This is a genomic window from Bacillus sp. FSL L8-0152, assembly GCF_038006365.1.
In the GTDB taxonomy this organism is placed as follows: domain Bacteria; phylum Bacillota; class Bacilli; order Bacillales; family Bacillaceae_G; genus Bacillus_A; species Bacillus_A cereus.
On sequence record NZ_JBBOVB010000001.1, the window covers coordinates 2,677,159 to 2,692,779 of the forward strand.

A 15,621-nucleotide genomic window follows, 5' to 3' on the forward strand; every position below is an offset into this window, starting at 1 on the left:
TACCTTTTCTTTACCTTTGTTTTAATTTCTATTAAGTTTTAAACATTATATTAATATTTGTACAAAGCAATGTATAGAAATTGTACATTACTTTTAATATAGAAATGTGATTATTATTTGAAATATTGTAAGGAGGAGATTATGACAAAGTGAAAAAGCAAGAGAAGAAAAGTGGTAGAGTAGTACCTCTCCGGTTAAATATTTTATTCCTTTGTGTATTTTTATTATTTTCTGGCATTATTATTCAGTTAGGGAAAGTGCAAATTTTTGATGGAGAAACATATAAAAATGAAGTAGAGAAGAGAGAAAATGCAACCGTGGGCCTTTCTGTACCGCGTGGGAAAATATTTGATCGTGAAGGAAATCCAGTAGTTGATAATAAGTCTTTACGTACGATTACATATACAAAGGTGAAAGGTGTAAAACAAGAAGAAATATTAAAATCAGCAAGACAACTTGCAGATATTATTGAAATGCCACAAGAAGATATAGATAAGTTAACTGAGACTGATAAGAAAGACTTTTGGATGCAATTAAATCCAGAACTTGCTCAAGACTTAGTATCAAAAAAAGAAATAGATAAGTTCCGAGATAAGGATATTACCGGAAAAGAGCTAGACAAAAAAATAGAAGATTTAAAAAGGAAACGCGTTACAGATAAAAATCTTCAAGAACTAACGGCTAAAGATATAGAAATGTTAGCTATTAAAAGTAAAATGACCTCAGGTTTTCAAATGGCACCTCAAATTATTAAAAAGGACGTTAGTGAACAGGAATATGCGGTGATTAGTGAAAATTTAGCGAACCTTCCAGGAGTAGACGCATCAGTTGATTGGGAGAGAATCTATGTAAATGATGGATTATTCCGTTCTGTCCTTGGTAACGTTTCAAATGCTGATGAAGGATTGCCACGTGAACGATTAGATTATTATTTAGTGCGTGATTATAGCCGAAATGATAGGGTCGGCAAAAGTTATATCGAACAGCAATACGAAGATGTACTTCATGGTACAAAAAAAGAAGTAAGAAGCATTGCTGATAAACAAGGAAATACTATTAGAACGGAAACGGTTTCGGAAGGAAAAAGCGGTAAAAATTTAACTTTAACCATAGATATGGAATTGCAAAAAAAAGTAGAGGAGAGCATAGAAAAAATATTAAAACAATATAAAGGATCAGAATCAATGTTAGACCGTGCTTTCGTAGTGATGATGAATCCTAAAAATGGCCAAGTATTATCAATGGCTGGGAAAAGGCTTGTAGAAAAAGATGGGAAAATGGAAGTAGAAGATTATGCTTTAGGCACGCTGACAAGTTCATATGAGCTTGGATCAACGGTTAAAGGTGCGACAGTGTTAACAGGGTTTGAAACAAATGCAATAACTCCTGGGACACATTTTTATGATGCACCTATGAAGTTTAAAGGAACTAAGGAAAAGAAGTCTTGGAAAAATTTTGGTGATATAGACGATCTAAGAGCGTTACAAGTTTCTTCAAACGTTTATATGTTTAATATAGCATTAAAAATTGCTGGAGTGGATTATGTAAAAAATAGTTCGCTAGATATTAAACAAGAATATTTTGATAAAATGAGGTATTATTTCAGGCAATTTGGACTAGGCGTACAAACTGGTATTGATTTACCAAATGAAACTGCAGGCCAAATTGGAAGAAAAGATAATCAGCCTGGTTTCTTATTAGATTATTCTATTGGACAATATGATACGTATACACCACTTCAGCTTGCACAATATATTTCGACTATCGCAAATGGAGGGTATCGAATGAAACCACAAATTGTTCAAGAGATTAGAGAACAAACCGTTCAAAAAGATGAGGTTGGTAAAGTAGTACAATCAATAGAACCCGTTGTTTTAAATAGAATCGATATGAAACAAGAATATATTAATCAAGTAAAAGAAGGATTTAGAAAAGTATTTCAAGACGGAGATGGAACGGGAGTAAGAGCGTTCCAAAAAGCACCATATAAACCAGCTGGTAAAACAGGAACCGCACAAACTGTATATGGTGGAGAAAATGAAATTGGGCGAAATGAGAAAGGCGACCGTAGAGAATGTTATAACTTAACATTAGCTGGATATGCGCCATATGATGATCCAGAAGTAGCGTTTTCTGTTGTAGTACCGTGGGTTGAAAATGATAAATCGGGCATTAACTCCGATATTGGAAAAGAAGTTTTAGATGCTTATTTTGATTTGAAAAATAAGCGATTAACTGGTGAAGCGCAAAAAACAGATAACTCTAAAGAGAATTAAAATGGACGAAACGTCTCTAGCATTCATGTGAACTAGAGGCGTTTTTATCTGGGAATAGATTAGAAATGAGGTATATATGAAGCTGTTTATTCTAAAATATTGGAGGAACATATGTAGCTACATCTTAATTATAATAGGGGTTATTTTTATTAATAAGTCATTTTTATTTTGTATGGTAGAAGGAATTTCGATGCAACCTACTTTAAATGAAAAAGATTATATACTTGTTAATAAGGTAAACGTCTGTTTATCGTCTTTTCAGCATGGGGATGTTGTCATCATAAAAAAAGAAGACGAGCCTACTTACTATGTGAAACGAATTATTGGATTATCGGGGGATAATATACAATTAAAAGAGGATGAGGTATATATTAACGGTAAAAAGCGTGATGAGTCGTATATACATTTAGATATGTTACAAGTATCCAATCGTTTTTCAAATTTTAGAGAAATAAAAGTTCCTACGCATAAATTATTTGTGTTAGGTGATAATCGTAATCATAGTAAAGATAGTAGGAATACACTTGGACTTATTGATGAGTCAAATATAATAGGTAAGGTAGAAATGGTATTTTATCCATTTGATCATATAAAATGGATAAAATAATTCTATTAACGATTCACATTTTATAAAATAAATCATATATTGATAGCATAGGACAAGCAGAAAAGCTTGTTCTAACCTCACAGAACACTCCTTATCACGGTTAGGCATCTACATAGGTAGATGCTTTTTTTATGTTGATGACTGAAAATTATTTATCAACATAATGTAACAAGCATATTAGGACTATTAGGGGAAGATTACTTGTACAAATAACAGTATGCTTAATTAAAACAATGAAATGTAAGGAGTGAGAAATAAGTGCTAAATATTTTAGTAGTTAATTTTCCAGCAGAGGGGCATGTAAACCCTACATTAAATTTAGTAAAAGCCTTTACTGAACGAGGGGATAATGTACATTATATTACAACGGCAAACTTTAAGGATAGAATTGAAGATTTAGGAGCTACTGTACATACTCATCCGGATCTATTAAAAGAGATTTCTATTGATGCTGAAACCTCATCTGGGTTAAATGCTTTCTTTCATGTGCATGTTCAAACTTCTTTATATATATTAGAAATTACGAAACAATTATGTGAAAGTATAAATTTTGATTTCGTAATTTATGATATATTTGGCGCAGGAGAGTTAGTAAAGGAGTATTTACAAGTTCCAGGTGTAGTGTCCTCACCTATATTTTTAATTCCGCCAGAATTTTTGAAGACATTACCTTTTCATCCAAATGCAGATATGCCATTCCAACCAGAGGAAATCTCTGAAAAATTACTAAATCAGATGGAACATAAATTTGGAGTAAAACCAAAGAATAATCTTCAATTTATGAATAATAAGGGTGATGTTTGTCTCGTATACACAAGTTGTTATTTCCAACCTAATAGCGAATCGTTCGGGGAAAATAACATTTTTATTGGACCGAGTATTTCAAAGCGTAAAACAAATATAAAGTTTCCACTGGAATCACTTAAAGAAAAGAAAGTTATTTATATTTCAATGGGAACACTGCTTGAAGGACTCGAACCATTCTTTAATACTTGTATTGATACTTTTTCAGATTTTGATGGGATAGTTGTAATGGCAATTGGTGATAGAAATGATATTTCTAAAATTAAGAAAGCACCAGATAATTTTATAATTGCTCCATACGTACCTCAATCAGAAATATTAAATGAAGCAGATGTTTTTATTACACATGGCGGTATGAATAGCGTACACGATGCCATTCATTATAATGTCCCATTTGTAATAATACCGCATGATAAAGACCAGCCTATGATAGCGCAAAGACTAACTGAGCTTGAAGCGGCACATAGACTATTGAAAGAACATGTTAATGTGCACACTTTAAAAGAGGCCGTAACAGATGTTCTTTCAAATGAAAAGTATAAACATGGTATAAGAAAACTTAATGATAGCTTTTTAGAATGTGGTGGTTCAAAAGAAGCAATTGCAGTTATTGAATCTCTTTTAAATAAAGTAAAACTTTAATCGGTAGGGATTTTACTACCCATAAATAGCGGGATAAATAGTCGTAACTGTATACAAGCATAGAGGTTCTCACCTTTATGCTTGTATATTCTTATCCAGCAAATTGCACAGCAGTATTTGCATGTAAAAAAGCAGTATCAAAAACGGGAACAGTGAGATCATTTTGGGAGATGAGTAAAGGTATTTCAGTGCAGCCTAATAATATACCTTCAGCACCATTTTGAATTAATGATTTTGTAATTTGTAATAACTCTTCTTTAGATGTTTCTGAAATGATCCCTCTACTTAATTCATCTAATATGACATGGTGGATAAAAGTTCTTTCCTCGTCATTGGGGATAATTGTCTCAATGTTATATTTCGCTAATCGTGATTTATAGAAATCTTGCTCCATCGTTTGTTTTGTTCCTAATAGTCCGATACGTTTTATATTCTGTTCTACCATTTCTTTAGCACTTACATCACCAATGTGAAGAAGCGGGATAGATATTGCTTGTTCTACTTCCTCGGCAAATAGATGTACGGTATTTGAACACATTAATAAACATTCAGCCCCAGATTTTTCAACTTTCTTTGCAACTGTAACTAGTTCATTTTTCACTTCTTCATATTGATGGTTTTGTAATAAAGTAGTTACTTCACCAAAATCCATACTATATAAAACTAACTTTGCATTTTGATCGTATTGAGAGAGTGTAAGTGTATTAATATGTTTATAGTATAATGATGTAGATTCCCAACTTAATCCTCCAATCAAACCAATAACTTTCATAATGCATTCCTCCCGAAACGATTTTGAATTTATTATTTCATAATTCCGATAAGAATACAATGATTTAAATGATCTATTTAACAAAAAAAAAAAATAGTAAGAAAAGTGTTGAAATTTACATTCTTTAGTGCCATAATACGAATTACAAATTAATACTTATCCAGAGAGGTGGAGGGAACGGCCCTAAGAAACCTCAGCAACCCCTATGTAATTTTATAGGAAGGTGCTAATTCCGCAGAGGACACGTTGTGTTTTTTGAAAGATAAGAGGATTCTTGAACGTGAAAGAAAATGACCTCTTATATAAGAGGTCATTTTTTGTTGTATAGAAAGGGAGTGTAGATGCATAATTCATTTTTAAATTAAATATAGAGTAATAAAAGTTGACTAATATGAGAGGGGAATTGTAATGAACAAATTATCAACAAAGTTAGTAGTAGCAATCGGTATTGGAGCAGCATTATACGGGATATTAGGACTTTGGGGATTTTCTATTGCACCGAATACATTTATTAAACCAGCATTAGCTATATTAACTGTTTTTGGAGCATTATTTGGTCCAGTGGCAGGACTGTTAATCGGACTTATCGGTCATACCGTAACAGATACGATTGCTGGATGGGGGATTTGGTGGGGCTGGGTTACTAGTTCAGGGATTATTGGTTTTTCGATGGGTCTTATTCAAAAAAGAGTTGGTTTTAGTGTGAAAAACGGGTCGTTTAACAAGGGGCATATTTCTTATTTAGCAATTACTGGGCTAGTTGGTATTGTCATTGCTATTATATTTGCTGGGGCATTCGATATTATTGTGATGGGAGAACCATTTGACAAAATTGTTATCCAAGTATTAGGAGCAACAATTTCCGATGTTATCGTTTTCTTAGTAGTTGGATTGCCACTTACAATTGGCTTGGCAAAATCTAATAAGAAACATACACATTTAAAAATTGAAAAGTAGGGATGTTAACATGAAACCAATTATTTCGTTTGAACAATTCACCTTTCAATATGGGCATGCTGCGCAGCCTACTTTAAGTGATATTACCTTTCATATATACCCTGGGGAAAAAGTACTAATTGCTGGACGAAGTGGTTCAGGAAAGTCGACATTAGCTCATTGTATAAATGGGCTAATCCCATTTTCTTACGAAGGGACTAGTACAGGTAACGTTTTAATTGCCGGTAAAGACCCGAGGGAAGGAAGTATTTTTGAACAAAGTAAGCAGGTAGGAACAATTTTGCAAGATCAAGATGCTCAATTTATTGGTCTGACAGTAGAAGAAGATGTAGCTTTTTATTTAGAAAATGAATGTGTAAAGCAAGATGACATGAAAAAGATTGTTTCGGACTCATTAAGAAAGGTGAAGATGCATACGTTTCATAAACAAAGTCCACATGAATTATCAGGAGGTCAAAAGCAAACAGTTTCTCTAGCGGGTTTATTAACAACAAATGCGGATATATTATTGTTCGATGAACCGTTAGCTAATTTAGATCCACTAAGTGCCTTACATACGATAAAACTTATGAAAGATATACATGAACAATATAATAAAACGATTGTTATTATTGAACATAGAATAGAAGAAATTTTAAACCTGGATTTAGACAAAGTTATATTAATTGATGAAGGTAAAGTCATTGCGATAGGAACACCAAAAGAAATCTTAGCGTCAAATATATTACCACGTATCGGCTTAAGAGAGCCTATTTACATCGAAGCATTAAAGAGATTACATTTTGATAGTAATAATGACGTAATATATCCAATGGAAAACCTTCAAAAAGAAAAGGTAAGCAACGTTATAAAAGAGTGGATGGAGAAACAAGTCATATTAAAAGGGAATACTAAAAACAAGGAATTACTTAAAGTGGAGAATTTATCATTTTCATACTCTAATAAACAAAAAGTATTAGAAAATGTAAACCTTTCAATATATGAAGGAGAAATTGTGGCACTGTTAGGGCATAATGGAGCAGGGAAATCAACATTAGCTCATAGTCTTATAGGCATAAATAAAATGAAAAATGGGAAAATCTTGTTAAAAGGTGAAGATATTAGTTCTTGGTCTATTCGTAAACGTGGGGAAATCATATCTTACGTGATGCAAAATCCAAATCATATGATTACACAGCCTACTGTTTTTGAAGAAGTTTTATTTACATTAACATTACATAATTTTTCTAAGGAAGAAATTAAGAATAGAGTAGAAGGAACTTTAAAAATTTGTGGTTTATATCCATTTCGTAATTGGCCAATTCAAGCACTAAGCTATGGGCAAAAAAAGAGATTAACAATCGCATCTGTATTAACAACAAATCCTAAACTTATCATATTAGATGAACCAACAGCGGGACAAGATTATTATCACTATAAACAATTTATGTCTTTTATTAAAAACCTAGCTAAAAAGGGAATTTCATTTGTTTTTATCACTCACGATATGAATCTCGCGCTAGAATATACAGACCGTGCAGTAGTTCTACATGAAGGGAAAATTATTGCGGATAATACAGTGTTTGATGTATTAGGCGATCAAGAAACGTTACAAAGAGCCAACTTAAGAGAGAGTTCTTTAACCAAGCTTGTTAAATTTAGTGGGATTGCATGTCCAGAAAAATTTATGGAGCTTTATTTAGATAGTAATAGGAGGGAGGAAGGTGCATAGTACATATTTTCATCGTATGGATGGGGTAGTGAAATTGTTTTTATTTATTTTTTGTATGACGCTTACTTTTTTATTTTTTGATTTTCGGGTGTTGCTAATATTATTTATTATTGGGTGTATCGGGCTCAGCATTGCTAAAATTCCATTTCGTAAAATTTTAATTGTTTTTAGTGTCATATTTACATTTAGTTTATTAAACTCTGTCATGATTTTATTGATTACACCAACTCATGGATCTGAATTAACTGAATCATATACCGCGTTTTTACATATTGGATATGTAACGATTACATATGAAACATTATTTTATGCAGCTACACTTTCATTAAAGTATTTTACGTTGTTACCATTTACACTTCTTTTTATTTACACGACAGATCCAAGTGAATTTGTAAGTAACTTAAGTAAACTTGGTATTCATTATAAGATTACTTATGCAATAAATATTGCACTACGTTATATTCCTGACATCCAGTCTGAGTATAAAATTATTAAACACGCGCAAGAAGCGAGAGGAGTGGCTTTTGAAAAAGGAGAAGCAAGTTTATGGGTTCGTATGAAGAACCGTGTTTTAATTTTCTGGCCACTAATCATTCATTCTCTAGAAAGAATAGATACGGTTTCAAATGCAATGGATTTAAGAGGATTTGGAAAGAAGGATAAACGTACATGGTTTTATACAAGTAAGGCGAAACGTGAAGATTTCATCGCTTTATTTGCCGGTATTTTCATATTTATTGTTGCGGTATATTTAAAATTAAACGTATTTCAAAACTTTTGGTATCCATTTTAAAGCACTCTTTAAACGAGTGCTTTTACTTATTTTTATGTAGACATGCTCAAAAAAGGGATATACACATAATGTATAATACGAACCAGTTAAAATGATCAACTACCTATTAGTTTTCAAACCAAAAGGAGGAGAAAATATGAGTTACGGTGGTTCTTGTGGTTTTGGTGGAGGTTTCGCTTTATTAGTTGTGTTATTCATTCTATTAATAATTGTAGGATGCAGCTGCTGGGGCGGAGGATACTAATTTTTAATTAGTCTTCACAAATGTAAACTAAAAAAACATTGAAGATACTTATGTATCGAAACAAATAAAAAAGGAGCAACTATGCTCCTTTTTTATTTGTTTAAATGCGTATTCTTACTATATTTCGGGAACGTAATCGTTAAAGTTGTTCCTTTACTAATGATACTTCGGATTTTTAAACTTCCATGCATCGTCTCAATAATCTTAACAGCAACCATCGTACCTAAACCAGTTCCTTTTGTTTTTGTACTAAAATACGGTTCACCGAATCGATGTATTTGCTCCTGTGACATTCCAACTCCGCTATCTTCAATTCGTATTTCAACTTTACTATTATTGATAGATGAGGAAATATTTAAGGTACCACCATTAGGCATTGCTTCAATACTGTTTTTTATTAAGTTTAAAAAACATTGTTGAAAGTGCTGTTTATTACCAACAATGGTTGCCTCAGAAAAATCCTGTGTAATATGTATCGTATTCATATTACACAATGGCAATATCATATTAATAACTCGATTTAACTCTTGCTTTACTGAAATTTGATCTAATTTTTCTGGAGCAGGTTTGGCAAACGTTAAGTAATCATCGATAATTTCTTGGGCACGATTTAACTCTTCAAGTATATGTTTAATATATTCGTCTCTTGATTCAGGAGTTAAATTTGGTGTTTTTAAAAGCTGTGTAAATCCTTTTACAACCGTTAAAGGATTCCTTACTTCGTGCGATATACTTGCAGCGAGTTGGCTAACAATCTCCATTTTTTCCATTTTAATTAATTTTGAGCGCATTAATACAGCATCTTTTATAACTTCATTTATATAAACAATAAATAACATTAAAGTAGTCGGTAATACCATGAAATAAATAATATACAAATTATTCACTTCAAAATCTGATAAAGTTAATACAATTACAGTTGTAAATATTGCTAGGAAAAAGGTTAAAAACATGGAAAAAGCTACTTTAAGCTTTCTATTATATGTATTAAATTTTGAAGATGCGAGTGCTGTAACGATGAACATTATTCCGTAAACAACGACTGTCAGCATATTAAAGCCATAAAATATAAATCTTGTAATTAATAAAATTGTAAACAATATGATACCGACAGGGAATCCACCATAAAGCGTACCTATTATGACCGGAATTTGTCTTAAATCATGAATACAACTTTCATCCATATAGATAGGGTATCGCATACATAAAATAAGCGGGATACTAGAACAAAGGGTAATCAGTAATATTTTGTATTTTTTCAAATAATGCCTGCTATCATATATGAAATAAAAAACAAATATACTACATAAAATGTATAGAAGATTATTTAATACGTTTTGATTAATATAAACAAAGTCCATAATATTTGCCTCGTTATTCTGAATTTACTTAACATATGTATTATACATGATAACATATGTTAAAGTGAATAAACCTTGTTAATACAAGATTTGTTTGGCTTTTTGTTATAAAATACAAACAGTTTGCAAACGTTAACTATCCAATGATACTTTTACCAAAATTTTTTACTCCTTCTTCCTGTATGTTCGATAAAACATGAGAATAAATACTAAGAGTTAATGAAATGTCAGTATGACCTAATCTCTCACTGATAATTTTAGGGTTAACTCCTTGTTTCAATAGTATAGTTGCGTGTGTATGTCTTAAATTATGAGTTTTAATTTTTTTCACTGCTGCATTTTTTATTTCTTTATAAAAATTTCCCTGAAAGCATTTCTGTATAAACCCCCAACCGATTTATTACAATTAATTAAATCTAAATCTTGATAAGCAGAAACCATTCGTAATTAGAAACGTTTGGATGAGATTCTAAATAAATATAAAAATACTAAAGGAGAGTAAGCTATGAAAAAACAGGTGTTGCAAGAAAAGTGGACGAGCTAGGTCGTGTAGTAATTCCAGTAAGGGTTTATTTGGGAAGTGGCTTTAAAACTGATGTTGTCGAGTACATGCGGTAGTAAAAGGGAGATGGATATTTGAAAAAAGTAGAAATTGATGTTGGTAGCAACAAACTTTTAATAGTGAAGGGCGGAAATGTAACAGTAGTCAATCCACCAATGAGTGGATTTGGTGAGCAAGTCGCGGTTTGGATAAACGGTAAAGTTGATCGTGTAGATGTGAAGTGAAAATCGTAATAAAAAAGAGCCATGAGTGGAAAGGCTCATAGCTCTTTGTATAAGGGTAATGATTTTATAGGTAAATATTATCATGTAATTCCAAAAAAATCAATTTCAGTAAATTGATTGGTATTTGATTTGGATTTTATAGAAAGAGAGCAGCTAACAACAGCTAGCGGCTCGGCAGGTTCTGTAAGACAAAACAGAAAAGAATATTAACAGAATATAGAGGTTTATCCTGGTTGTTTGAACGTAGTTAAAGAAAGAATATCACATACTATCAATGTTAATAAAAACTATCTGTGGCTTTCATTTCTTTATTTTATTCACAAATAGTTCCAGTAGCTATTCCGGTTGGAGCGACACCTACTGGGATATTAGTGATAACAGTATTCGTAGCAATATCAATAACGGAAACAGTATTACTAGCTTGATTTGTAACATATGCTCGAGTGCCATCAGGTATGATAGTTACTTGATCAGGGGATAAACCAACAGAAATTGTATCAATCACAGTATTTGTCGCCACATTTATTACAGATACATTATTGCTAACTTTATTTACAACGTAAATAAGATTTCCACCCGGTGTAATATCTATACCAACAGGTTCGGTACCTACGTTAATTGTATTAATAACTGCATTGGTAGCGGTGTTAATAACAGAAACAGTATTGCTGTTTTGATTTGTGACATAAGCACGAGTACCATCTAGTGTGAAGACGATTATTCTAGGACGAATACCGACAGGAATGGTAGCGATAACTGCATTGGTAGCAGTATTAATAACAGAAATTGTGTTGCTTAATTCGTTTGCAACATATGCAAAGGTCCCATTTGGTGAAACAGTGATTCCTTGTGGAGCGAGGCCAACAGGAATGGTAGTGATAACTGCATTGGTAGCTGCATTAATAACAGAAACAGTATTATTACCATGATTTCCAACATAAACAGTTGTGTTATCTGGAGAAACAGCTACACCGATTGGATCAGTTCCAACGGGAATGGTAGCGATAACAGTATTCGTAGCAGTATCAATAACGGAAACGGTATCAGAAAAAATATTAGTAACATAGGCACGAGCTCCATTTGGTGAAACCGTTACTTCAAGTGGTGCATTACCTACAGTAATTGTATCAACTACTATATTTGTTCCGGTGTTAATTACAGATACTGTATCATTTGTAGGGTCATCTATGAGTCCTGCATTTGTAGCATATACTAGGAAATTACATGCAGGTCCGGTTGGCCCAGTAGGTCCGGTCGGTCCAGTAGGTCCCGGTGGACAATCACAATCTCCGGTAGGTCCCGGTGGTCCTTCCGGCCCTTGGATTCCTTGCACACCTTGAGGTCCAGTGGCTCCTGGTGGTCCTTCCGGCCCTTGAATTCCTGGCACACCCTGAAGTCCAGTGGCTCCTTCCGGTCCTTCCGGCCCTTGAATTCCTTGTACACCCTGAGGTCCAGTGGGCCCTTCCGGTCCTTCCGGTCCTTGAATCCCTTGGATACCCTGAGGCCCAGTAGGTCCCGGTGGTCCAGGAATTCCCATTCCGGTCCCTGAACCAGTAGGCCCAGGTGGTCCTGGTGGTCCTTGAATCCCTTGTACACCTTGAGGTCCTTCAGGTCCTTCAGGTCCTTCAGGCCCCTGAATTCCTTCTACACCTTGAGGTCCTTGAGGCCCTTCAGGCCCTTCCGGTCCCTGAATCCCTTGCACACCTTGAGGTCCTTCAGGCCCCTGAATTCCTTGCACACCTTGAGAACCCTGAGCGCCTCTAGGTCCAGGAAATCCTCTAGGTCCAGTGGCTCCAGTCGGCCCCGGTGTTCCGATGTTACTTAATAGCGAACTATTTAAGATTCCTTGTAAAATTAAGTTGAATGTTTGCTGTAATAAGGGGTCCGATATATTTGAACAACTTATAAGTGAAGACAAGCTTTGGAATAGAAATTGGAATAATGCTGAGATTTGAGTGAGAGATGCGGTAGGTAAAGAATTAATTAATTGATTTATAGTTCTTATAACTAAATTTCTATTTGGTATATTTGGTTGTACTGCTATTAATAAATCATTTAATGCCTGTAATGCTGATTGGAGTATTTGTATAGTTGTTGGATTTGGTGTTGTGAAAAAAGAAAGGGTGGCTTGATTTAATTGATTTATTATTTGCAATAATTCTTGTTGTTGAGCATTCGAGAAAAAAACAGGTGTACAGCAATTAATTTGATCACAAGGGGATATAGAAACAAAGCAGGGTTGCTGAAATTTATCACACGAATTTGATTTTCGATTATATCTCATAAATACCTCCTTTAAAAAATTAAATGTTAAGTAATTTTTGGTAAATTATTAGCAACTGAATTTGTAGGTATATGTTTAATTGAAATGTTTTTTCCTTCAAAGTATATGCCAATAAAATTGAGGTGTTCATATGGGGGGATAGCCAATACTTGGTTGCTAGTAGGAAATTGTAATCATAGGAAAGGAAATGAAGGTTACAAAGTTTATAGAAAAACGATTGTATTTTAAAAAAGCGTTATTGTAATAAAAGTTGAAGTTTATTAAAAAGAAGGAATGAAGGAAGATGTAAAAGATTTTAAAAGATCCATAAAAAAAGAATTCAGTGAAACTCTGAATTCTTCTACACGTATTTTTATTTGTTAATCCATTTAGAAATAATAGGATAATGAAAGTCTTTTTCTTGTAGCACATATAAAATTCCTTTTATAGGTCCAAAAATTAACAAGAGAAACAGTATTAGATATAAAGAAGCTACCCCGAAAATAATCAAAGCGTTATTTGAAGCCAAGTCTAAATTAGACCAAAATAGCATTAAGATTCTTATTATGAAAAGATTCCAAATCACTGTAATTATCCAAATGAATAGTTGAAAAAAAACAGCTTCAAGAATATTTTTCCGAATGTTTTGTGATTTACATACAAAATAGAAAACCAAAGGTATATAAAAAATTGTGACACTAAAGAAAATAAGAATAAAAAAAGATAATAATGTAAGAAAATGCATAATTAATTTTATGTTCTTTTCTTGAGCTAGGATCATTAAGGTCCTCCTATATTTATGAGATTTGTTGTGCCTATTAAAATATGTACTGTTGGTAATTATAACATGAAAATGAATTGTAATAGAATAATGCATTAAAAAGAACAAGTAATAAATTAAACAAATGCTTTATTTTGTTATAGATAAATAGGTGACTCAGCAATTGTGCTAGCCGAGTCACCTAGTACTATCGAACCAAATAATGTTCTTTTTCTATATGTAGTTATGTTGAGTTCCTAGAGGCTAGCCCAAAAAACAGTTAAAGGACAAAGAAAATCATAGTAGAGAGTTTTACATTTCATTATGTCAATGCTACAACAGCAAGAGTTAAGCCCAACGTATTTAATGTATTAGAATATGGTCCTACATTAACAGTAAGAGTACTTGTTATACCTGGAGGTGTAGTGAAAATTGCGGGGGCTGATACAGAAGTGAATCCGGCTGTATATCCTAGAGAAGTACCTGATCCAATGATTGGATTATTATTCAGATACATAGTGATACCTGCCGAATTACCTCCTGGTTGAATGATAACTTGCACTTCATAGATTGCCAAATAGGTTCTTCCACCTTCAAGTAAAACAGTTGTTGGTGGTGTGAATGAGATTGCCGTGCCATTAGAATTTACCACAGTATCTAGTGGAATCGCAGAGTTTACAGAAACTATTGATGGGGTAGTTTGAACAACATTTAAACTGTTAGCCGTGGGAGATGGACAAGAACAAGGTTTGTGAATGTTAGAGTTGTTATCATTTTGATAATTCACAAATAATCAAGCTCCTTTACTTAAGATAATTTTTTATCCTATATAAAACGTAGCTTTTTTGTATCTAAGTTATTTTTAATAAGTTTTTAAAGATAATTCGAATATTATTGGTCAGTCAACTCTTAAAAGTATTTGATACTCTGGGATTTAAAAGTGCATCTGATAAATATATATGAATGTTTTTTAAGGACATTACTGTAAGTTAGGAAACATAATAAAATCGTTATTTTAATAAAAAACGGGAAAATGAGGGGAGTAAAAGGAAAAGAACCCTTTATATAAAGGGTTTTTCTGGTGATTTAATCTATCAATTACATTCTTGGTAATATTCATCACATGAATCGTTATTATCGTTACAGCATATACAAAATGTTTTTTGAACAAATAAACTAACTACACTAGTAGAACCTTCCTGCTTTGTAAGAGTAAGACTTTGAAAATCTTCAACTTGAAATATTTTTGTTTGAACAGGTTGTAATGTAGTAGTAATTGGTACGTTAGATCTTCTTGTTAGAATAGTTACTTGAACGGGTGCACTCATACCGACAACGAATAACTGAATTAATGTTTTGTTATGATTGTTTGTAAAATCCTCAAATACAGTTTGTGGAGCGGTGGTTTCAAGGAAAACTGACACAGGTATATTTCCATTTTCATTTTCTGCAGAACCAGCTATCGTATGAGTTTCAATAAAACAGTTATTTTTTTGATTGTTGGAATGTGATTGGTTTTTATAATATTTTTTACCATCTTTATAAAAGTAATCAGCCATATGAATTTAAAGCTCCCTTCTTTTAAATATCTATATAGTCTATTTAATAAAATGAAGTAGTGCTTGTACAACATAATAAAATCTGC

Annotated in this window: 14 protein-coding genes, 1 pseudogene and 1 riboswitch; of the genes and pseudogenes, 8 read left to right on the forward strand and 7 right to left on the reverse strand. The window is 32.8% G+C overall.

Annotation, left to right across the window (positions count from 1 at the left end; translation table 11 throughout):
* The first annotated feature begins 149 nt into the window (after window positions 1–149).
* The 3 genes from MHH27_RS13425 to MHH27_RS13435 all read left to right on the forward strand — a co-directional run bounded on the left by MHH27_RS13425 (window position 150) and on the right by MHH27_RS13435 (window position 4,329).
* Complete coding sequence (locus MHH27_RS13425) at window positions 150–2,276, forward strand: peptidoglycan D,D-transpeptidase FtsI family protein (RefSeq protein ID WP_340942896.1); 2,127 nt, start codon at window positions 150–152, stop codon at window positions 2,274–2,276.
* Window positions 2,277–2,352: 76 nt separating this feature from the next.
* Window positions 2,353–2,883 (forward strand): signal peptidase I, encoded by a 531-nt coding sequence (gene lepB / locus MHH27_RS13430; protein WP_002094036.1) that lies wholly within the window; start codon window positions 2,353–2,355, stop codon window positions 2,881–2,883.
* Between the two features lie 258 nt (window positions 2,884–3,141).
* Window positions 3,142–4,329, forward strand: coding sequence for a macrolide family glycosyltransferase (locus MHH27_RS13435; RefSeq protein WP_000932146.1), 1,188 nt, complete (start codon window positions 3,142–3,144; stop codon window positions 4,327–4,329).
* A gap of 91 nt (window positions 4,330–4,420) precedes the next feature.
* Here the strand turns inward: MHH27_RS13435 and MHH27_RS13440 are convergent, their stop codons facing one another.
* Window positions 4,421–5,101: an aspartate/glutamate racemase family protein gene (locus MHH27_RS13440; RefSeq protein WP_053564339.1), complete on the reverse strand. Its 681-nt coding sequence runs from the start codon at window positions 5,099–5,101 to the stop codon at window positions 4,421–4,423.
* 153 nt (window positions 5,102–5,254) lie between these two features.
* Window positions 5,255–5,370, forward strand: a riboswitch (SAM riboswitch).
* A gap of 139 nt (window positions 5,371–5,509) precedes the next feature.
* Between MHH27_RS13440 and MHH27_RS13445 the strand changes: the two genes are divergently transcribed.
* From MHH27_RS13445 to MHH27_RS13460, 4 genes are all read left to right on the forward strand, one after another.
* Complete coding sequence (locus MHH27_RS13445; RefSeq protein ID WP_090977954.1) at window positions 5,510–6,058, forward strand: ECF-type riboflavin transporter substrate-binding protein; 549 nt, start codon at window positions 5,510–5,512, stop codon at window positions 6,056–6,058.
* Between the two features lie 10 nt (window positions 6,059–6,068).
* Window positions 6,069–7,769 carry an ABC transporter ATP-binding protein gene (locus MHH27_RS13450; protein ID WP_340942902.1) on the forward strand — a complete coding sequence of 567 codons (1,701 nt, stop codon included), beginning with the start codon at window positions 6,069–6,071 and terminating at the stop codon, window positions 7,767–7,769.
* Window positions 7,762–8,562: an energy-coupling factor transporter transmembrane component T family protein gene (locus MHH27_RS13455; RefSeq protein WP_098834828.1), complete on the forward strand. Its 801-nt coding sequence runs from the start codon at window positions 7,762–7,764 to the stop codon at window positions 8,560–8,562. Before MHH27_RS13450 ends, MHH27_RS13455 begins: the two co-directional genes overlap by 8 nt.
* Window positions 8,563–8,698: 136 nt before the next feature.
* On the forward strand, window positions 8,699–8,806 hold the full coding sequence (locus MHH27_RS13460; protein ID WP_000120182.1) for a YjcZ family sporulation protein: 108 nt from the start codon (window positions 8,699–8,701) through the stop codon (window positions 8,804–8,806).
* 92 nt (window positions 8,807–8,898) lie between these two features.
* Here MHH27_RS13460 and MHH27_RS13465 read toward each other — a convergent pair whose 3' ends face one another.
* Window positions 8,899–10,167: a sensor histidine kinase gene (locus MHH27_RS13465; RefSeq protein ID WP_002094037.1), complete on the reverse strand. Its 1,269-nt coding sequence runs from the start codon at window positions 10,165–10,167 to the stop codon at window positions 8,899–8,901.
* A 136-nt stretch (window positions 10,168–10,303) separates the two neighbouring features.
* Window positions 10,304–10,614 (reverse strand): annotated as a pseudogene (locus MHH27_RS13470) (tyrosine-type recombinase/integrase); the annotation flags it as partial.
* Window positions 10,615–10,803: 189 nt separating this feature from the next.
* Here MHH27_RS13470 and MHH27_RS13475 point away from each other — a divergent pair.
* Window positions 10,804–10,953, forward strand: coding sequence for a DUF3954 domain-containing protein (locus MHH27_RS13475; RefSeq protein ID WP_000754941.1), 150 nt, complete (start codon window positions 10,804–10,806; stop codon window positions 10,951–10,953).
* Between the two features lie 313 nt (window positions 10,954–11,266).
* On the opposite strand, the gene MHH27_RS13480 is transcribed toward MHH27_RS13475, so the two are convergent.
* From MHH27_RS13480 to MHH27_RS13495, 4 genes are all read right to left on the reverse strand, one after another.
* Window positions 11,267–13,237 (reverse strand): YVTN family beta-propeller repeat protein, encoded by a 1,971-nt coding sequence (locus tag MHH27_RS13480; protein WP_340942906.1) that lies wholly within the window; start codon window positions 13,235–13,237, stop codon window positions 11,267–11,269.
* Between the two features lie 352 nt (window positions 13,238–13,589).
* Window positions 13,590–13,997, reverse strand: coding sequence for a DUF4870 domain-containing protein (locus tag MHH27_RS13485; protein ID WP_340942909.1), 408 nt, complete (start codon window positions 13,995–13,997; stop codon window positions 13,590–13,592).
* Window positions 13,998–14,298: 301 nt separating this feature from the next.
* On the reverse strand, window positions 14,299–14,763 hold the full coding sequence (locus MHH27_RS13490) for a hypothetical protein (RefSeq protein ID WP_001109242.1): 465 nt from the start codon (window positions 14,761–14,763) through the stop codon (window positions 14,299–14,301).
* Between the two features lie 307 nt (window positions 14,764–15,070).
* Window positions 15,071–15,535, reverse strand: coding sequence for an exosporium protein D (locus MHH27_RS13495; RefSeq protein ID WP_098289732.1), 465 nt, complete (start codon window positions 15,533–15,535; stop codon window positions 15,071–15,073).
* Window positions 15,536–15,621 lie beyond the last annotated feature (86 nt).